General features: G+C 59.4%; 19 protein-coding genes. 16 read left to right on the top strand and 3 right to left on the bottom strand.

Translation table 11 applies throughout. The features are described from left to right. The first annotated feature begins 7 nt into the window (after nt 1–7). From V1T76_RS14015 to rimM, 10 genes are all read left to right on the top strand, one after another. The gene (locus V1T76_RS14015) at nt 8–1000 is read left to right on the top strand and encodes a TRAP transporter substrate-binding protein (protein ID WP_330561268.1); all 993 of its coding nucleotides are present in this window, start codon (nt 8–10) and stop codon (nt 998–1000) included. Nucleotides 1001–1120: 120 nt separating this feature from the next. Continuing rightward, nucleotides 1121–1615 carry a TRAP transporter small permease gene (locus tag V1T76_RS14010; RefSeq protein ID WP_330561267.1) on the top strand — a complete coding sequence of 165 codons (495 nt, stop codon included), beginning with the start codon at nt 1121–1123 and terminating at the stop codon, nt 1613–1615. Then, on the top strand, nt 1612–2886 hold the full coding sequence (locus tag V1T76_RS14005) for a TRAP transporter large permease (protein WP_330561266.1): 1275 nt from the start codon (nt 1612–1614) through the stop codon (nt 2884–2886). Before V1T76_RS14010 ends, V1T76_RS14005 begins: the two co-directional genes overlap by 4 nt. A 10-nt stretch (nt 2887–2896) precedes the next feature. After that, nucleotides 2897–3769, top strand: a complete 873-nt coding sequence (locus V1T76_RS14000; RefSeq protein ID WP_330561265.1) for an isocitrate lyase/PEP mutase family protein — start codon at nt 2897–2899, stop codon at nt 3767–3769. 132 nt (nt 3770–3901) lie between these two features. Further along, the gene (locus V1T76_RS13995) at nt 3902–4516 is read left to right on the top strand and encodes an exopolysaccharide biosynthesis protein (RefSeq protein WP_330561263.1); all 615 of its coding nucleotides are present in this window, start codon (nt 3902–3904) and stop codon (nt 4514–4516) included. A gap of 108 nt (nt 4517–4624) precedes the next feature. Continuing rightward, nucleotides 4625–4957, top strand: a complete 333-nt coding sequence (locus tag V1T76_RS13990) for a DHCW motif cupin fold protein (protein WP_330561261.1) — start codon at nt 4625–4627, stop codon at nt 4955–4957. A 302-nt stretch (nt 4958–5259) separates the two neighbouring features. Then, nucleotides 5260–6801: a signal recognition particle protein gene (gene ffh / locus V1T76_RS13985; protein ID WP_330561260.1), complete on the top strand. Its 1542-nt coding sequence runs from the start codon at nt 5260–5262 to the stop codon at nt 6799–6801. Further along, nucleotides 6798–7121, top strand: a complete 324-nt coding sequence (locus V1T76_RS13980; RefSeq protein WP_330561259.1) for a chorismate mutase — start codon at nt 6798–6800, stop codon at nt 7119–7121. Before ffh ends, V1T76_RS13980 begins: the two co-directional genes overlap by 4 nt. A 19-nt stretch (nt 7122–7140) precedes the next feature. Continuing rightward, entirely contained in the window at nt 7141–7539 is a 399-nt protein-coding gene (gene rpsP, locus V1T76_RS13975) for a 30S ribosomal protein S16 (RefSeq protein WP_330561257.1), read from the top strand. Between the two features lie 50 nt (nt 7540–7589). Next, the gene (gene rimM, locus V1T76_RS13970) at nt 7590–8144 is read left to right on the top strand and encodes a ribosome maturation factor RimM (RefSeq protein WP_330561256.1); all 555 of its coding nucleotides are present in this window, start codon (nt 7590–7592) and stop codon (nt 8142–8144) included. On the opposite strand, the gene V1T76_RS13965 is transcribed toward rimM, so the two are convergent. Further along, nucleotides 8093–8626 carry an antibiotic resistance protein VanZ gene (locus V1T76_RS13965; RefSeq protein WP_330561255.1) on the bottom strand — a complete coding sequence of 178 codons (534 nt, stop codon included), beginning with the start codon at nt 8624–8626 and terminating at the stop codon, nt 8093–8095. The genes rimM and V1T76_RS13965 overlap by 52 nt on opposite strands. A gap of 178 nt (nt 8627–8804) precedes the next feature. Between V1T76_RS13965 and trmD the strand changes: the two genes are divergently transcribed. The 5 genes from trmD (at nt 8805) to V1T76_RS13940 (ending at nt 14667) form a co-directional block, all read left to right on the top strand. Beyond that, nucleotides 8805–9515, top strand: coding sequence for a tRNA (guanosine(37)-N1)-methyltransferase TrmD (gene trmD / locus V1T76_RS13960; RefSeq protein ID WP_330561254.1), 711 nt, complete (start codon nt 8805–8807; stop codon nt 9513–9515). 225 nt (nt 9516–9740) lie between these two features. After that, nucleotides 9741–10211, top strand: a complete 471-nt coding sequence (gene rplS, locus V1T76_RS13955) for a 50S ribosomal protein L19 (RefSeq protein ID WP_330561253.1) — start codon at nt 9741–9743, stop codon at nt 10209–10211. A 304-nt stretch (nt 10212–10515) separates the two neighbouring features. Beyond that, nucleotides 10516–11928, top strand: coding sequence for a 3-isopropylmalate dehydratase large subunit (leuC, locus tag V1T76_RS13950; RefSeq protein ID WP_330561252.1), 1413 nt, complete (start codon nt 10516–10518; stop codon nt 11926–11928). Nucleotides 11929–12312: 384 nt separating this feature from the next. Beyond that, nucleotides 12313–12870: an HNH endonuclease gene (locus V1T76_RS13945; RefSeq protein WP_006936861.1), complete on the top strand. Its 558-nt coding sequence runs from the start codon at nt 12313–12315 to the stop codon at nt 12868–12870. A 444-nt stretch (nt 12871–13314) separates the two neighbouring features. Next, a complete protein-coding gene (locus tag V1T76_RS13940; protein ID WP_330561251.1) occupies nt 13315–14667 on the top strand; it encodes a TadE/TadG family type IV pilus assembly protein in 1353 nt (450 codons plus the stop codon). 88 nt (nt 14668–14755) lie between these two features. On the opposite strand, the gene acs is transcribed toward V1T76_RS13940, so the two are convergent. Then, entirely contained in the window at nt 14756–16693 is a 1938-nt protein-coding gene (gene acs / locus V1T76_RS13935) for an acetate--CoA ligase (protein WP_330561250.1), read from the bottom strand. 207 nt (nt 16694–16900) lie between these two features. Beyond that, nucleotides 16901–17299: a DUF1761 domain-containing protein gene (locus tag V1T76_RS13930; protein ID WP_330561249.1), complete on the bottom strand. Its 399-nt coding sequence runs from the start codon at nt 17297–17299 to the stop codon at nt 16901–16903. Nucleotides 17300–17458: 159 nt separating this feature from the next. Here V1T76_RS13930 and V1T76_RS13925 point away from each other — a divergent pair, with 159 nt between their 5' ends. Next, complete coding sequence (locus V1T76_RS13925; RefSeq protein ID WP_330561248.1) at nt 17459–19462, top strand: vWA domain-containing protein; 2004 nt, start codon at nt 17459–17461, stop codon at nt 19460–19462. Nucleotides 19463–19529 lie beyond the last annotated feature (67 nt).

Below are 19529 nucleotides of genomic sequence, written 5' to 3'. Positions count from 1 at the left end.
GGAAAACATGAAACCACTTACCTGGGCGCTTGGCGCAGCAATGGCGCTTGGCCTGGCAGCCGGTTCGGCGCAGGCCGCAGACACCACCTTGCGCATTTCGCTGCAACTGCCCATGACGAGCCATCTCGGCCAGAATCTTCAGCTTTTCAAGGAAGAAGTCGAGAAAAACTCCAACGGCGACATTGCTGTGGAGATCTACGATTCCGCTCAGCTCTACAAGGACAACGAGGTTCCTGCGGCGGTCGGCAGCGGCTCCATTGAAATGGGCGTCGCGTCCCTGACCCGCTATGTCGGCGACATTCCCGCCGTCGATGTCTTCTATCAGCCGTTCCTGTTCGATACGGAAGAAAAGGTCCGGAAGGCTGTTGCCAAAGGGTCCCCCGTGCGCGGACCGCTGGACGAGGCGATCGCGGAAACCGGTTCGACCGTGCTCTGGTGGCAGGCCTATGGCGGCTCCATCATGCTGTCCAATGGCGCTCCGCTGAAAACGCCGGAAGATCTGAAGGGCAAGAAGGTCCGCGTCTTCGGCAAGACCCTTGGCGATTTCGTGACCGTGGCCGGCGGTGCACCAACGCTGATTTCCGGCTCGGAACAGTATCTCGCCTACCAGCGCGGTACGGTGGACATCGGCATGACCGGGATTTCCGGCGTCAAGTCTCGCAAGCTCTGGGAAGTGATGGACACGATCACCGTCACCAACAATGCGGATATCGAGTTTATCGTCGTGGTGAACACGGATTTCTGGAACAGCCTGCCGGATGAGCACAAGAAGATCATCGAGGCCGCGGCCCTGAAGGCGGAAGCCGATGTGCGTGACCGCATGTCCCAGATCGAGGCAGAGGCTTACGAGATTTCGAAGCAGAACGGCATGACGGTCTACACTCCGACCGAGGAAGAAATGGCTGCCTGGAAGAGCGTCAGCCAGCCGGTCTATGACAACTTCGTCGAAAAAGCAGGCCCGCTGGGCAAGCAGGTTCTCGAAGCCGCTCAGACATTCTGACGGTTCGCGGATCATGAATGACGGAAGCGGCGGGCAACGCCCGGCCGCTTCCGGTCACGGATACCGGGCCTCCGGCGTCCTGTCCCGGCCTTGCCGATTGCTCGATCGACAGATGGTTTCATGAAAGCCTTCTATTTTGTTCTCCAGGCCTTCGCCTGGATCGCCGCATTCCTGTTCGTCGCCGTGGGCTGCATGCTCACCTACGAAGTGCTGGCGCGGTATCTCTTCATTGCGCCCACCATCTGGGCGTCGGAGCTGTCCCAGCTGTGCCTGATCTGGGGCACCATGCTTGCCATGCCCTGGCTGCTGAAGAGCGGACGGCACATTGCGGTCGATGCGTTGACGGACCAGTTGAGCCCGGTCTGGCGCCGTGTTTGTCACGTGCTTGCGATGGGTTTCGTGGCGGTGTTCAGCATTCTGGTCGCCTGGAAAGGTGGCGGGATATTCTACGATTCCTTCGAGCGAGGCCGCACGTCCGGCACCATGCTGGATCTTCCCATGTGGATTTCCGAACTGTCCGTTCCCCTCGGGTTCGCGCTATTATTCGTGCAGGCACTTATCGAACTCGGCCAGAAGCCCAAGTCGGGCGATCATGAAGCGGTGGTTATGGAATGACCACAGTTCTCATTCTCGCTGCGCTGTTCAGCTTGTTGCTGATCCGGGTTCCGGTTGCCTTCGCGCTGGGCGGTCTTGGTCTGGCCATGCTCATTCTCGGCGGTTTCTCGCCACTGATGGCGCCCCAGGCGATCCTGTCGACACTCGACGGGTTCATTCTTCTGGCGGTGCCGCTGTTTCTTCTGATGTCGAATATTTTGCTCAAGGGCGGTGTCGGGCGGGATCTGTTTGCCGCGGTTCATGCCTGGGTCGGCCACTGGCCTGGCGGGCTTGCCGTCGCGACGATTCTGTCCTGCGCCATCTTCGCCGCCATTTCCGGGTCTTCGGTCGCAACAGCCGCCACCATCGGCACGGTTGCGATCCCGGAAATGATCCAGCGCGGCTATGAACGAAAATTCGTCTACGGGCTACTGGCCGCCGGCGGCACGCTGGGTATCCTGATCCCGCCGTCGATCCCGATGATCGTCTACGGCTTCGTCACCGAACAATCGGTGATCGCGCTGTTTCTGGCAGGTGTCGGCCCGGGCTTGCTGCTGGTGGTGTTCTTCATCGTATTTTCCATGGTCTATGCCCGCTGGTTTGGCGGTTACACCCCGGAACCGGCGTCAAGCTGGGACGAGCGTTTGCGGGCAACAGTGCGGGCGTTTCCCTCGATCCTGCTGGCGCTGGTGGTCATCGGCGCGATCTACAGTGGTGCCGCAACACCGACGGAAGCCGCCGCCATCGGCTTTGCCGTGGCGCTTCTGATCACCGGGCCGCTCTTGCGCACGCTCACATGGCAAGGCCTGAAGGAAGCCGCGTTCGATGCCATGGTGACGACGGTTGCCATCGTGCTGATCATCGCCGGCGCCAAGGTGTTCGGAAAGGCGATCACCCTGTACCGGATCCCGCAGGACATCTCGGTCTTCATTGGCCAGACCATCGACACGCCGCTGGCATTCATCATCGTGGTGTCGATCGTGCTTTTGATCATGGGGCTGGTGTTCGAGGCGCTGTCCATGGTGCTGATCATGACCCCGGTGCTGTTGCCGGCGGCCATGGCGCTGGGATTCGATCCGATCTGGTTCGGCGTCTATATGGTCGTGATGGTGGAATGCGCCTTGATCACACCGCCGGTCGGGCTCAATCTCTATGTCATCCAGTCGGTGGCGCGGTCGAAACTGTCTGACGTTTCGCGGGGGGTGCTGCCGTTCCTGGTGATCATGTTGATTTCGGTCGCGATCCTGTATGTCTGGACTGATCTCGCGCTCTATCTTCCGTTCAAGTTCTGAGGTTTTTGTCATGCCGTCACCGGCAGATTTGCTTCGCGCGCTGCTGGAGCAGCCGAAACTCCACGTCATGCCCTGCTGCTACGATGCCTTGTCGGCCAAACTGATCGAACAGGCCGGGTTCGATCTGACCTTCATGTCCGGTTTTGCCGCCTCTGCATCGCGGATCGGCCAGCCGGATCTCGGGCTGATGTCTTATGGCGAGGTGCTCGATCAGGCGCGCAATATCACTGATGCCATCGGTATTTCGCTGCTGGCGGATGGCGATACCGGCTACGGCAATGCCATGAACGTGCGCCGTACGGTGACCGGCATGGCCAAGGCGGGTGCTGCGGCCGTGATGATCGAGGATCAGGTTGCGCCAAAGCGCTGCGGCCACACACCGGGCAAGGCTGTCGTTTCCCGTGAAGAAGCCTTTGACCGGATCCGTGCGGCGCAGGATGCCAAGGAAGCAGGTGCCGATATCCTGATCCTTGCGCGTACCGATGCCCGCCACGAGCATGGTCTTGCCGAGGCGATCGCCCGGGCGGCCAGGTTCAAGGAACTCGGTGCCGACATCCTCTTTGTCGAAGCGCCCAAGACGGTGGCTGAAATGCAGGAGATCTGCCGGGAACTGCCGGGCCCGAAGATGGCCAACATCGTGGAAGGCGGCGAGACGCCGGACCTTTCCCATAAAGAGCTGCAGGACATCGGCTACGCCATTGCCGCCTATCCGCTGACCCTGATGGCCAGCGCCATGAAGGCGATGGTGGCAACGCTCGAAAAACTGAGGACCGACCAGGACCGCACCCCGGATCTCATGGACTTCAAGGAACTGCGCGAGCGGATCGGTTTCAACGATTATTACGAAGTTTCATCCAAATACGAGACATCGAAGCGGGACTGACAGCGCCCGCCTGTCCGAAGCCGCGTCTTTGTGACCAACAGCGAAACTCGGCATCGCGCCACTCGGCGTTGGATTTATTTCAAACGGGATGATAGACCCGGCGCGACTGAGAAGCTGTAACGGAAAACTTGAATGCAGGGCGAAAGACGCCGAAGACCTTCGCTGTCGCTCCCGATCCTGCGGACATCACGCGACCAGCACCGGGACGGCACACTGACGCTCGGCAATTTGCTGCTGGCGCTGGGCGAGACGTCGTTCGGCTGGGCGATTGTGCTGTTTTCCCTGCTGACGCTTCTGCCGTTGCCGCCCGGCTCCTCTCTCGTCACCGGTCTGCCGGTTCTCGTCACCACGTTCCAGATGGTGCTCGGCTTTCCGCATGTGAAACTGCCCAGGCCACTTGCTCGCCTGTCTCTCAATCACAACAAGTTGCGGCGAACGATGGTGCGCCTGCGTCCCGTCACAATGCGGCTGGAGCGCGTGCTGGCCCACCGGTACGAAGGTCTGTTTGCGCGAAAACATGAGCGTTTGCTAGGGCTTGCGTTGTTCGTGATTGCTTTCACATTGTTTCTGCCTGTACCGCTCAGCGGCTGGTTTCCGGCGGTCGCGCTGTTCATCGCCGGCGTCGGCATCGTCGAACGGGACGGCCTGGTGGTTATCTTCGGTCTTCTGCTGGGTCTGGCCGCGGTGCTGCTGACGGCTGCCATCCTGACTTCGATCGCGATCAGCACGAACGCACTGATGGCCTGACGTATATGTCCGGCACGCAGTTGCGATCCAGCGGCACGGTCTCGCCGTTGCGCTATTACCGCATTTCTACTAAAGCTGGCGCAGTGCATTCACCGATAGGCGGCTGAATTGAAAATTCCGGATTTACCGTTCACCGTGACCGACTGGTCGAAAATCGAACCGACGGAACATCCCGGCGAGACTGGAACTGCGTTCTGGCGGACTCTGAATATCGGTGACATCCGCATCCGGCACGTGGAGTATTCTGAGGGCTATCTGGCGGATCACTGGTGCGACAGGGGGCATATTCTTCTGGTTCTGGAAGGTGAACTTGTCTCGGAGCTGAAGGATGGTTCAAAGACCACGCTGACCGCGGGGATGAGCTATCAGGTTTCCGACTTTGGCGATGCAGCGCACAGGTCGTCGACCACGACCGGCGCAAAGCTGTTCATCGTCGACTAGGCCGGGAAAAACCCGCAGTATCGAGAAGAGCGTTTCAGCCGCGCGGTGATTTTCGGCAGCTTCCTTGACTCTCTGGCCGGTTTCAGGCATAGACCCGCCAACTCCATATGAGTGACTGATATTTCAAGCCGCCGACCGGGACCCGTAAAGGTGTAAAGAGATCCCGGAGGTTACCACCCGACAGCGCGTTGCGCCCTCGGGTGTCAAACTGCTTTGCGCGGATTGATCCGGTTGGAAACGACCGGCGGTTGCCCATATGGTTCGGGAGACTTCCCGAAACCGAGACCATTCAAGGACTACTGATGTTTGAAAGCCTGTCCGATCGATTAAGCGGTATTTTCGACAAGCTCACCGGCCGCGGTGCGCTGTCGGAAAACGACGTCAACGAGGCGCTGCGCGAAATCCGCCGCGCGCTGATCGAGGCCGACGTCGCGCTGCCGATCGTACGCTCCTTCACCGACAAGGTGCGCAACCGCGCCGTCGGGGCCGAGGTGGTCAAGTCCGTGACGCCGGGCCAGATGGTCGTGAAGATCGTTCATGATCAGCTGGTCGAGATGCTCGGTGAAGAAGCCCACCCGATCGATCTGAACGCTCCGGCGCCGGTGGCGATCATGATGGTCGGTCTGCAGGGGTCGGGTAAAACCACCACCACGGCCAAGATCGCCCGCCGCATGACCCAGCGCGAGAAGCGCAAGGTGCTGATGGCGTCGCTCGACACCCGCCGTCCGGCGGCCCAGGAGCAGCTCAAGGTTCTGGGCGAACAGAACAGCATCGACACGCTTCCGATCGTCGCGGGCCAAGGCCCGGTCGAGATCGCCAAGCGGGCGATGTCCGCCGCCAAGCTCGGCGGTTACGACGTGGTCATGCTCGACACCGCCGGCCGTATCCACATCGATGAGCCGCTGATGGTGGAAATGGCAGAGGTCAAGGCCGCTGCCCAACCGCACGAAATCCTGCTGGTCGCTGACTCACTGACGGGTCAGGACGCCGTCAATCTGGCGCAGAGCTTCGATGAGCGCGTCGGCATCACCGGTATCGCCCTGACCCGTATGGACGGTGACGGCCGCGGTGGCGCGGCGCTCTCCATGCAGGCGGTCACCGGCAAGCCGGTCAAGCTGATCGGTACCGGCGAAAAATCAGACGCACTTGAAGACTTCCACCCGCGCCGGATCGCAGACCGCATCCTCGGCATGGGCGACATCGTCTCGCTGGTCGAAAAGGCCGCCGAAGCCATCGACGCGGAACAGGCCGCGAAAATGGCGAAGAAGATGCAGAAGGGTCATTTCGACCTGGAAGATCTCGCCGAGCAGCTTCGCCAGATGGAAAAACTGGGCGGCATGTCCGGCATGATGGGCATGTTGCCGGGCATCGGCAAGATGAAGAAGCAGATTGAGGCTTCGAACATCGACGACAAGATGTTCAAGCGTCAGGTCGCCATCATCGAATCCATGACACCTGCCGAACGTCAGAAACCCGAACTGCTCAAGGCCAGCCGCAAGAAGCGTATTGCTGCCGGCTCGGGCATGGATGTGGCCGACGTCAACAAGCTTCTTAAGATGCACCGCCAGATGGCGGACATGATGAAGAAGATGGGCAAGGGCAAAGGCATGCTGGGCAAGCTGATGGGCGGCCTCGGCGGCGGCGGAATGCCGGACGTCGACCCCAAGCAGCTTGAGGAAATGGCCAAGTCCGGCAAGTTGCCGGGCGGCATGGAAATGCCGAAAGGCCTGCCCGGCGGCATGGGCGGCGGTCTGCCGCCAGGCATGGGCATGCCGGGTCTTCCGGGCCTCGGTGGCCCGAAACTTCCCGGATTTCCGGGCATGGGCAAGGGCAAGAAACGATGAGCGAAGCGGAGACCAAGCTGGGTGAAAGCCCTGCCTTGAGCGAACTGAAGGCTCTTCGGGCGTCCATCGACAACATCGATGCAGCTCTTGTTCACATGCTCGCCGAACGGTTCAAGTGCACCCAGAAAGTGGGTGTCCTGAAAGCCACCAACGACCTGCCGCCGGCTGATCCGGCGCGGGAGAAAATTCAGATCGAGCGGCTGCGCCAGCTTGCCTGCGACGCCAATCTTGATCCTGACTTTGCCGAGAAATTCCTGAACTTCATCGTCAGGGAAGTGATCCGGCACCACGAAGCCATTGCCGCTGAAGCCGGCAACTGAACAAACTGGAGACATAAAAATGGCTACGAAAATTCGCCTGGCACGTGGCGGTTCCAAGAAGCGCCCGTATTACCGCATCGTTGTTGCTGACATCCGCTCCCCGCGCGATGGCCGTTTCATCGAAAAGGTCGGTTCCTACGACCCGATGCTGCCGAAGGATTCCGAAAACCGCGTGACCCTGAACGTCGAGCGCATCCAGCATTGGCTGGACAACGGCGCGAAGCCGACCGACCGCGTTCACCGTTTCCTGGATGCTGCCGGCCTGTTGAAGCGTGAGCCGCGCAACAACCCGAAAAAAGCCGAGCTGGGTGCAAAGGCGAAGGAACGCGTTGAAGCCAAGCGTCAGGCTGAAGAAGAAGCAGCCGCTGCTGCCGCTGAAGCTGCTGCCGCTCCGGCTGAAGAAGCTGCTGCAGAATAAGCAGATGTGTCAGGCCGCGCCGGAATACAGTTGCCAGGGAGCCTTTTGAAATGACGTCCGAGGACGATCAGAAGGTTCTGATGGCCAAGATCGGTGCGGCGCACGGCATTCGCGGGGAAGTGCGGGTCAAGCCCTATGGCGATGACCCGCTTTCCTTTGCCGATTACGGCATTCTGACCACCCGGGACGGAAAACGTTCCTTCGAGGTGGAACGGGCGCGGGTGCAGAAGACGGTCGTGATCACCAAGTTCAAGGGGATCGCGGACCGCAATCAGGCGGAAGAACTGAACGGCATCGATCTCTTCATCGACCGTGATCAGCTGCCCGAGCCTGAAGAAGACGAATTCTACTATTCCGACCTGACCGGCCTCGACGTGCTCGACCAGACTGGCGAGACGCTTGGGAAAATCATTGCGGTTCAGGATTTCGGTGCCGGCGACCTTCTGGAAGTCCGGCCAAAACGCGGCCGAAGCTTCTATATCCCGTTCACGAAGGAATTCGTGCCGGAGATCGATCTGGAAAACGGCCGGGTCAGCGTTTCACTGCCAGAAGACTATTTCTCCGAAGGAACGCCCGAACCCTCGACGGGTGCGCCGGACAGGTAACGCGTCGGCACGGGCTGCAGGCCCATCTGCCGCAGATTGAGTTCTTCACGCTCGTTCGCCTGAACGTCCTCCCGGACAGCCTGACGAACCTCGGACCGCTTCAGAGCAATCAGCGCGACGATCAGCGCGACCCCGATCCCATTGGCAAAGGCATCCTGCAGCGACATTTCGTGGTGGGGAATGAAGCCCTGCACCACTTCGCCTGCGAGACCCATGCCGAAGGCAACGACGGCGGAAATGCGCAGCCGGCAGCAGAACAGCGCATGGATGGACAGGGTCAGAAGCGCGAAAAACCCAATATGGATGACCTTGTCATACGGGTGGCCGACGCCGGTGTTGAACACAAGACCAGCCAGCACGCCGAAGGTCATCAGCGCGAACAGGGGCAGCACGCGGCTCAGGGAAATGTCGAGATAGTGCCGGTCGACATGAACCTGTATGAAACGGGGAAGTTTGAAACGCAGGACTGGAAACTTTGCCACGGCAGTAAACCCGATTGAAACGCTCTTGCCACATTATACGGGGAGCCTTAATCAGAGCTTTCTTTCCGGCGGCTAACCTGATGAATTCGACAGGTTTTTAGAAAACCGGTAAACGGGCCCTTAACCATTCGCGATTTGGGGCTGGCTCAATGGCCAATCAGCGGAACTGACAGGCGTAATGACGTTCAAGGCAACCATTCTGACGCTCTACCCGGACATGTTTCCTGGGCCCCTGGGTCACAGCCTGTCGGGGCGTGCGCTGGACAAGGGATTGTGGCAGCTCGAAACCAGTCAGATCCGTGATTTTGCAACGGACAAACACCGCTCCGTTGACGACACGCCGGCCGGTGGCGGCGCCGGCATGGTGCTCAGGGCCGATATTCTGGCCAGAGCCATCGATGCGGCGGCGCCTGCCGACGATCCGCGCCCGCGGCTTCTGATGAGCCCGCGCGGAGCGCCCTTCACCCAGGACCGTGCCCACGAACTTGCCGAAGGCCCGGGCGCAGTCATCGTCTGCGGCCGGTTCGAAGGGGTCGACCAACGGGTGATCGACGCGCGCGGCCTGGAGGAAGTCTCCGTTGGCGACTACATCCTCTCTGGCGGGGAAATCGGCGCGCTGACCATGCTGGACGCCGTTATCCGGCTGATCCCGGGTGTCATGGGCAATATGGACAGCGCGGAAACCGAAAGCTTCGAAGGCGGCCTGCTGGAGCATCCGCAATATACGAGGCCTGCCGAGTTTGAAGGTCTGACCATTCCCGAGGTTCTGACCTCGGGCAATCACCGGAAGATCCACGAATGGCGCATGGCCGAAGCCGAGCGTCTCACGCGCGAGCGGCGGCCGGATCTCTGGGATGCCTATATGGCGGATGAAGACGACGTGGATTGAAGAATCCGCATGACAGTCGGACAAATTTCCTGTATATGCGCGCCGAAGCTGGGTGAAGTTGTGTCTTTTCCTTGGAAAGACCTGCGCTCTGAACTTGGGCCGGAAGGTTCCAGACAATCAGAAAATCCTGGCTGACAAGCAACATGGCCCAAAGTCGGTGAACCCGTTTCCGGCCCAAACCGGAAAACGCTCTGACCGCTTTGTAATTCAAAAGGGAAATATGCCATGAACATCATCGAGCAGCTCAATGCTGAAGAAATGGCGAAAATCGAAGAGCAGCGCAAGCTGCCGGAATTTTCTCCTGGTGATACCGTTCGCGTCAACGTGAAGGTCACCGAAGGTACCCGTACCCGTACCCAGGCTTACGAAGGTGTCTGCATCGCGCGTTCCGGCGGCGGCATCAACGAGAGCTTCACGGTTCGCAAGATTTCCTACGGTGAAGGCGTCGAGCGTGTCTTCCCGGTCTACTCCCCGATGCTGGAAGGCGTTGAAGTGGTTCGCCGCGGTAAGGTCCGTCGCGCGAAGCTCTACTACCTGCGTGACCGTCGCGGCAAGTCTGCCCGTATCGTCGAAAACACCAACGCTCGCTCCAAGCGCCTCAACGAAGAAGTGCGCGCGGAAGTGGCTGCTGCCAAGGTTGCCGCTGCAGAAGCCAAGGCTGCTGCCAAGGAAGCTGCAGAGAACGCAGCCGAATAAGCCGGCCCGGCAAGACGTTTCGAAAAGGCGGTCCTTCGGGCCGCCTTTTTTGTTTTGGCGCCTTCCCCTGGCGCTGCCGATGACAAATTGAGGGCTTTGCGACCCTTACACCCGGCGCCAGTCAATCTGAGTTGAATTCAGCTCAACTTGGAGCTCTTGACCTTCAAGCGGCGCTGCGTCATTCACTAGCTACGATAAACGAGGATAGACCCTCGCGGCTGGACGCGCCGCAAAGGGCATCACCGGGCACTTCGCAAACTTTTGACTGTTTGACCGTTTGCTCGGATGAACCGAGGAGAGACCCATGGCCAAGGCACGGACGCTTTACGACAAGATCTGGGACGACCACGTGGTCGACATGCAGCCGGACGGAACCGGCCTGCTCTACATCGACCGTCACCTGGTGCATGAAGTCACCAGCCCGCAGGCTTTCGAGGGCCTGCGCATGGCCGGCCGCAAGGTGCGCCAGCCGCAGAAGACGCTTGCGGTTGTCGACCATAACGTTCCGACCACCGACCGCCGCCACGGCATCGATGATCCGGAATCGGCCCTGCAGGTCGATACGCTGGCCAAGAATGCTGCCGAATTCGGCATCGAATATTATTCCGAACTCGATATGCGTCAGGGTGTCGTTCACATCGTCGGACCGGAGCAAGGCTTCACCCTGCCCGGCATGACCATCGTCTGCGGCGACAGCCACACCTCTACCCACGGCGCTTTCGGCTCCCTGGCACATGGCATCGGAACGTCGGAAGTGGAACACGTTCTGGCCACCCAGACGCTGATCCAGAAAAAAGCCAAGAACATGCTGGTGAAGGTCGAGGGCAAGATCCCGGCCGGCGTTACCGCGAAGGACATCGTTCTGGCCATCATCGGCAAGATCGGTACTGCCGGCGGCACAGGCTACGTGATCGAATATGCCGGCGAAGCCATCCGCGCGCTGTCGATGGAAGGCCGGATGACGGTCTGCAACATGTCCATCGAGGCCGGCGCACGCGCAGGCCTGATTGCACCGGACGAAACCACCTTCAAGTACATCGAAGGCCGCCCGAAAGCGCCCAAGGGCGAAGCCTGGGATATGGCACTTGACTACTGGAAGACCCTGCACTCTGACGCAGACGCCTATTTCGACAAGGTGATCGAACTGGACGCAGCCAACCTGCCGCCGATTGTTTCCTGGGGTTCGTCTCCGGAAGACGTCATTTCGGTGGAAGGCGTGGTGCCGGATCCGGCGGAAATCGAAGACGAAAACCGCCGCGAATCCAAGAAGCGCGCCCTCGAGTATATGGGTCTGCAGCCGGGAACGAAGATCACGGACATCAAGATCGACCGTGCCTTCATCGGGTCCTGCACCAACGGCCGCATCGAAGACCTGCGTGCCGCGGCAGCCGTCATCGGCAATCACAAGGTGGCGTCGGGCGTTAGCGCCATGGTCGTTCCGGGTTCCGGCCTGGTGAAGGAGCAGGCCGAGGAAGAAGGTCTGGACGTCATCTTCAAGGAAGCCGGATTTGAATGGCGCGAGCCGGGCTGCTCCATGTGCCTTGCCATGAACGCCGACAAGCTGAAGCCGGGCGAGCGCTGCGCATCGACATCCAACCGCAACTTCGAAGGCCGTCAGGGCCACAAGGGCCGGACCCATCTGGTTTCGCCGGCCATGGCGGCTGCGGCGGCCATTGCCGGACATTTCGTCGATATCCGCGAGTGGACGACGAATTGATTCGACCGCATTTCGGGTCATGAGAAAGGGCGCCGCAAGGCGCCCTTTTTGCTTCTTCGCGCAGAACAGTCACAATGACGCAGGGGATTTTGCTTTTGCGTAAACAATTCATGGAGTTAAGAAAAATCCTTTGCCGGGTCTCATCTCACGGCAACTGCACCCAGAAATGATTTTCCCGGGCTTCACAAGACTGTCACCTCGGCACTACAATACTCCCGTCACAAAAGGACATGTTCCGCTGTCCGTTTGACCGGATCACGGACATTCCGACAGGTCAACGCGCTGTCAGTTGGCACCTGATTGCTTGAAGTTGATCCAACGTAAGTCGTTAGAGCAACGCATCCCTGTCTGGGTGCGGTGTACTCTTGGAATGAGGAGCGGAAGGTGACGATAGCGGTTTCGTCGGGCGCCCATCCGGCGTTGGTGCTCAATGCGGATTACCGGCCCTTGAGCTACTACCCCCTGTCTCTGTGGAGTTGGCAGGATACCATCAAGGCTGTGTTTCTGGACCGGGTCAACATCGTTGCCGAATACGATGCGGCGGTTCGAAGTCCGAGCTTCGAGTTCCGATTACCCAGCGTGGTTTCGCTCAAGACCTTCGTGAAACCCAGCCGATACCCCGCCTTTACCCGATTTAACGTCTTTCTCCGCGACAAATTCCAGTGCCAGTACTGCGGCTCCAAGGATGAGCTGACCTTCGACCACCTTGTCCCACGCTCCAAGGGTGGTCTGACCACCTGGGACAATGTCATTACCGCCTGCTCCCCCTGCAACCTGCGCAAATCCAACAAGTCCTGCCAACAGCTGAACATGTGGCCGATGCACATGCCGTTTCAGCCGACCATCCAGGACCTGCACAACAATGGCCGCGGCTTTCCACCCAACTATCTGCATGATAGCTGGCTGGACTTCCTTTACTGGGATACCGAACTGGAACCGTAGGGCATGGCTTTGAAAACGCGTGCCCACGCGCATTGAGGGTTTGAGACAGGATCGTCATTCAGCCAGAGGCCTTTGAAGGCTTCTCTGCGGCCCGACCGGTGTTTCCAGGCTGATCTGTGCGGGCTGGTGAAAACCGGCTTCAGGCGGTTTCACTCCCTGATTTCATGCAGGCCGTCGCCGGCATCACCTGAAACATTTGTGGCCGCTTCGCCTGTTCCGATTTGGACCATGAGACCGCGGACGCACCACGGCTCAGGCCAAATTTCTTTCCATTTGGTTTACCAAACGGAAGATACCCCTGATTTTCTACATTCCGTTTAAGGAATTAGGTACTTTTCTAGATTATCTGTCTCACAAAATCACGAGGCAGCAATGCAGTATTTCAGGCGTCTCATTGGCCGGCCCTTGCTCAAAGAGTTAACCGGCGATCGCAAAGCATCGATTTTGCCGGTTTTCGCTATCATGGTCGTCCTGATCGTGGTGATCGCCGGGACCACGATCGACGTGTCCCGCACGGTGAATGCACGCGAGAAACTGTCCTTTGCCATTGATGCGGCAGCTCTTTCTGTTGCCGCAGATCTGTCGACCAGCGTCATGAGCGACGAGCAGATCAAGGCGGCCCTGGCGGATTCCTTCAAGGCCAACCTCGCAGATGTCGAATTCCTGGATGAGGCGATCAAGAACCTCAGCTTTGTCGTCGATCCGGAAAACGGCACCATCAAGGTGTCGTCCTTTGCGACGCTCGACAACTATTTCATCGACATGGGTGGATATGGGATGCAGGCCCTCGGGCCGGAAACGTTCAACTTCGGAACGAGCTCCCAGGTGACCTATTCGCGGTTCGACGTTGAACTGGCCCTCGTCGTCGACGTCACCGGCTCCATGCGCAACGACATGGGTACGCTGCGGGATGCGTCCAAGGGCCTTGTGAACATCCTTATTCCGGAGACCACGGAAGAAGCGGACAGCAAGGTGCGCATTTCCCTCGTCCCCTACAGCCAGGGCGTCAATCTTGGAACTTACGCCGCCAAGGTGAAGGGCGGCGTCTATGGCTATGCTGACAGCAGCGTCTGTGTGACCGAGCGTCAGGACTATGACGACGGCGAGGATATCTACAAAGTCCGATACACGGACATGCCCTACCATTATTACGTCAAGACCGATCCGCCGCCGAAGGATGTGTTTTACGGCGGTGGCAGCAACAGGTGCTCCAGCACGTCGAAGATGATCCCGCTGACGGCAGACCGGGACAAATTGCTCGATGCGATTGCGGACCTGAATGACAATGGCGGCACGGCTGGCCAGACCGGGGTGGTCTGGGGCTGGAACAGTATCTCCCCGAACTATTCCGACGTGTGGCCTTTGGCGAGCAAGCCGGAACCCTACGACAACGATGATGTGCTCAAGTTTGCGATCATCATGACCGATGGCGACAACAACCGTTTCTACGAGTATGTGAAGGAACGGGAAGAATGCGACTGGGTCTATTCGAAACGGTTCGGCTGGCAGTGGAAATGCGAGATGATTCCCGTCAATCAGTGGCAGGAACGCAGTGAAAGCGAGAGCTACAACAATAATTCCTCTAAAGCTCAGCGTGCGCTTTGCCAGGCCATGAAAGACGAGGGAATTTCCATTTTCGGGGTCTACTTTGGTACCAACGATAGCTCGGCCGGTTCTAAAAACATGCAGTCCTGCGCCAGCACAGGCAACTACTACAAGGCGACGAGTGCGGATGAGTTGATCAACGCGTTTGCCAATATCGCCAAGAAGATTCAGCAGATCTACGTTTCCAGATAACCGGATTCTTCCGGGATCTGATCTGAAAAACTGAAAAAGGCTCGCCGGTTGGCGAGCCTTTTGCGTTTCCAGTTTCAGACCGTGCCGGTCAGCTGCGGTTCTGGCGGTTGTCGATCAGGTCATCGACAACGGTCGGATCAGCCAGGGTCGACGTATCGCCGAGGCTGTCGAAGCTGTCTTCGGCAATCTTGCGCAGGATCCGGCGCATGATCTTGCCCGAACGGGTCTTGGGCAGGCCGGGCGCGAACTGGATCAGGTCTGGCGAGGCAATGGGCCCGATTTCGGAGCGGACATGCTTGACCAGTTCCTTCTTCAACTCGTCGGTCGGCTCTTCGCCTTCCATCAGGGTGACATAGGCATAGATGCCCTGCCCCTTGATGTCGTGCGGATAGCCAACCACAGCGGCTTCGGAAACCTTCGGGTGCGCCACCAGTGCGCTCTCGACTTCCGCCGTTCCCATGCGGTGGCCGGACACGTTGATCACGTCATCGACGCGGCCGGTGATCCAGTAGTAGCCATCTTCGTCGCGGCGGCAGCCGTCACCCGTGAAATACAGGCCCTTGTAGGTGGCGAAATAGGTCTGGACGAAGCGTTCATGGTCGCCATAGACCGTGCGCATCTGGCCAGGCCAGCTATCCTTGATGACCAGATTGCCTTCCGTCGCCCCTTCCAGGAACTTGCCTTCCGCGTCGACGATTGCTGGCTGCACGCCGAAGAACGGCCGGGTGGCCGAGCCCGGTTTCAGGTCGGTTGCGCCGGGAAGCGGCGTGATCAGAATGCCGCCGGTTTCCGTTTGCCACCAGGTGTCGACAATCGGGCAGCGTTTGTCGCCGACCACGTTGTAATACCAGGTCCAGGCTTCCGGATTGATCGGCTCGCCGACGGACCCCAGAAGACGCAGCGACTTGCGCGAGGTCTTGGTGACATGTTCGTCTCCGGCGCCCATCAGGGCGCGGATCGCGGTCGGTGCGGTGTAGAAGATGTTGACGTTGTGCTTGTCGCACACTTCCCAGAAGCGGCCGGGTCCCGGATAGGTCGGCACGCCTTCGAACATTAGCGTGGTTGCGCCATTGGCGAGCGGGCCATAGACGATGTAGCTGTGACCGGTGACCCAGCCCACATCCGCCGTACACCAATAGACGTCGCCTTCGTGATAATCGAAGACATATTCATGGGTCATGGATGCATAGACCAGATAACCGCCGGTGGTGTGCATCACCCCCTTCGGCTTGCCGGTCGAGCCGGAGGTGTAGAGGATGAACAGCGGATCTTCCGCATTCATTTCCACCGGTGCGCAGTGATCGGACACCCGGTCTGCTTCGTCGTGATACCAGACGTCGCGGCCGGCCTGCATGGAAATGTCGCCGCCAGTGCGCTTGACCACGATCACGCTTTTCACGGGCGCTTTTTCGGCTGCCTTGTCGACATTGGCCTTCAGCGGCACCTTGCGGCCGCCGCGCAGGCCTTCATCGGCGGTGATCACGCATTCAGAGGCGCAATCCTCGATCCGCTGCGCCAGACTGTCCGGTGAGAAGCCGCCGAAAACGATGGAATGGACCGCGCCAATGCGGGCGCATGCCAGCATCGCGTAGGCAGCTTCCGGGATCATCGGCAGATAAATGGTGACGCGGTCACCCTTCTTGACGCCCTGGCCATGCAGCACGTTGGCGAACTTGTTCACCTCGTGGTGCAGTTCCTTGTAGGTGATGACCTTGTGCTCGTTTGGATCGTCGCCTTCCCAGATGATCGCTGGCTGATCGCCGCGTTTCTCCAGATGGCGGTCGACACAGTTGGCCGAAACGTTGAGCGTTCCGTCCTCGAACCATTTGATCGATACGTTGTGATAGTCGTAGGAGGTGTTCTTCACCTTGGTGAATGGCTTGATCCAGTCGACCCGCTTGCCGTGTTCGCCCCAGAAGCCCTGGGGGTCTTCCACGGAGCGCTTATACATTTCCAGATATTTGGCATTGTCGACATGCGCCCGCGCGGCAACGTCCGCGGGAACGGGAAATACGGACTCAGTCATGTGAAACCTCCCAGAAACCACAATTGGACCGACGGTAAGTGAAATCTCCCTTCCGCGGCCTTGCTTTGCTGGGGCCATTATGCGTATCGCCCCACCAAGCGTCCAGAACCTGGACTTGGTACTTTAGTCGGCGAGTCTTTGGTCTATGGCAAGGCCTAAGACCTTCAAACTCGTACGGATTTACGCGTATTTCGAGGGGGATGGCGGTCAACTCAGCCATCCGATCACGATACCCTGGACAAGGAGCACACCGAGCCAGTGTCCGCCATCGATCAGCGTCAAATTCCAGGACAGCCCCTGGAAACGGTGATTGACGATCTGCGTGGTCATGACGATGCCGACCCAGATCATCAGGGCTGAGATGATCCCGTTCCTGATGTCGGCTCCGCCGCTGTGGTAGATGACGCCGGCGAAGACGAAGGCCATGATGATCTGGCAGAAAAAGGTGGTTGCGAAGACAACCGGATCCGGCCGGGTCCGGTCCCTGGTCAGGCCGGCGGCCTTCATCCAGGCCTTGCCGAGGATGCCGTACCAGAGCGCGCCAAACAGAAATGACACAATGGCGGCCGCAGCAACCGCAATCAGGTTGATACCGTCGAACATCATTGCAGGTCTCCCAACGTCATTTTTTTCTTGGCAAATCTGTCTAGTTGCGACTTTTATCACACTTCGAGATGGCAAGAGTTCCTAAATTCGGCCCGTCTCGCCTATCTCCTTTCCGGATAAGGCTTTTTCTAGAAATACATTACAGGAGCCCAAGGTTTCATGCTGATTTCAAAGCAACCTGTGTTTCGATTGCTGGGAGCCGCTCTCATCGGCGGCGCAATGGTCATGTCGCCCGCAAGGGCGCAGGAGGATACACCCCCGGATCTTCTGTTCGTCCTGGATTCCTCCAATTCCATGTGGGGTCAGATCGACGGTACCGCCAAGGCGGAAATTGCCCGGTCTGCGTTCGATGGCTTCGTGGCCGGCCTTCCCGATGGCACAAGGGCCGGAGTGATGGCCTACGGCCACCGCCGCAAGGCCGACTGCGGCGATGTCGAGACGCTGGTTCCGGTAAGCGACCTGGACCGCGCCAAACTGGTGGAAAGCGTCAAGGCGCTTACGCCGCGCGGAAAGACACCGATTACCGAAACCCTGCGCCAGGCCGCAGAACTTCTGGCACAGAATGATCGGCCCGGCCGGCTGATCCTGATTTCCGACGGTATCGAAACCTGCGGCGGCGACCCTTGCGCCCTCGCCGAGGCGCTCGCAAGGTCCGGTGTCGATTTCAAGGCCCATGTCATCGGCTTCGATATCGCTTCCAAGGCGGACCAGGCCAAGATCGCCTGTATCGCGCATCTGACCGGCGGTACCTACTGGAATGCCCGGGATGCTGAAGGCTTGAGTGAAGCGCTGAAGGAAAGCGTTGCCGCGGTGGAGGAAAAAACACCGCTTCCCGTCACCGTGCTGACGGCTGCCGACAAGGAAAGCGGCCAGCCCATAGATGGGCCGGTGCAGTGGATGGTATCGCGCGTCGATGACGAGACCGTGGTAGCCTCCGGCATGACGGGCGGCAGCGTCGAGGTTGAACTGGAACCAGGTTCCTACGTCGTCAGCGCCGAACTCGGCGAAAAGGCGGGTGGCGCTGCGCTTGACGTGTCCGACAAGGGGGGCCAGCAGACCGTTCTTCTGGATGGCAATCTTCCTGAGGCAAGCGTCACGCCGGCCTCTCCCGAGGCGCCCGCTACGTCTCTGCTGGATATTGCTTTCGACGGCCCCGGTCTCGACGGCGACTTCCTGCGGGTGGTCACTCCGGACGGAAACCGGCTGGAACGGGATCTTTGGGTTTATGTGAAAGACGGCAATCCTGCCAAATTGGCACTGCCAACCCAGCCGGGGGACTATGAAATCGTCTATGTCTGGACTGAAGCTGGCGAGCGGGTTCTGGCCAGGGCTCCGGTCAAGGTGACAGAAGTCCAGGCGACTCTCACCTACGCTCCTGAAGTCGCTGCCGGACAGCCGGTCGAGATTGCCTTTGAAGGCCCCAACGGGCCGGAAGACTGGATCGGGATCGTTCCGAAGGATGGCACGATCGATGATTATCAGGGCCGCTGGAAAGGCACTGTCGATGGGTCTCCGGTCACGATTCAGGCCCCGAGCGAAGCCGGCAGTTACGAGGTTATCTATGTCACTGGCATCGATCAGACTGTCCTGACGCGCCAAGCGCTAACCGTTGGCGAAAGTGCTGCCGCTTTGCAGGCTGCCGGCACTGTGGAAGCGAGCGGCAGACTTAACGTGACCTGGAGCGGTCCGAAGGCCCCGGACGACTGGATCGGCATTGCAGCGGTCGGCTCGGATCCTTCGGCCTATGTCACCTACGAACGTCCGGATGGCGACAGCGTGTCGATCATCGCGCCACTGGCCCGGGGCGATTATGAACTGCGCTACATTCTTTCAACGCCAGACGGGTCGAAGATCCTCGCCAGTCAACCGCTGAAGATCACGGATCCGCAGGTGACGCTGGAAGGCCCGTCCGAAGTTCCGGCCGCTACCTACGTCAGCGTAAAGGCGAGCGGCCCGGCCAACGCCAGCAACTTCATCGGTTTTGCCGAACCATCCCAGGATGCGTGGAGCACGGCGCCGGGAGCCTGGGAGATTGCGGATAACATCTCCAACGGTGTTGTGGAGGTGCGGACACCGGAAGAACCGGGCACATACGAGCTACGCTTCGTCCTGTCCGCAGGTGATGCGGAAATCGTTGCGCGGCAGACCGTGACGGTGAAATAGCGTCACAAGTCCTCGTCGAAGATCGAAGCCCGCCGCTGAAAAGTTGCGGGCTTCGGCATGTTTGGGG

The organism is Roseibium sp. FZY0029 (assembly GCF_036350355.1).
Lineage (GTDB): Bacteria > Pseudomonadota > Alphaproteobacteria > Rhizobiales > Stappiaceae > Roseibium.
Note: the sequence above shows the minus strand (reverse complement) of the source record. Positions and strands in the feature narration are given on the sequence as shown.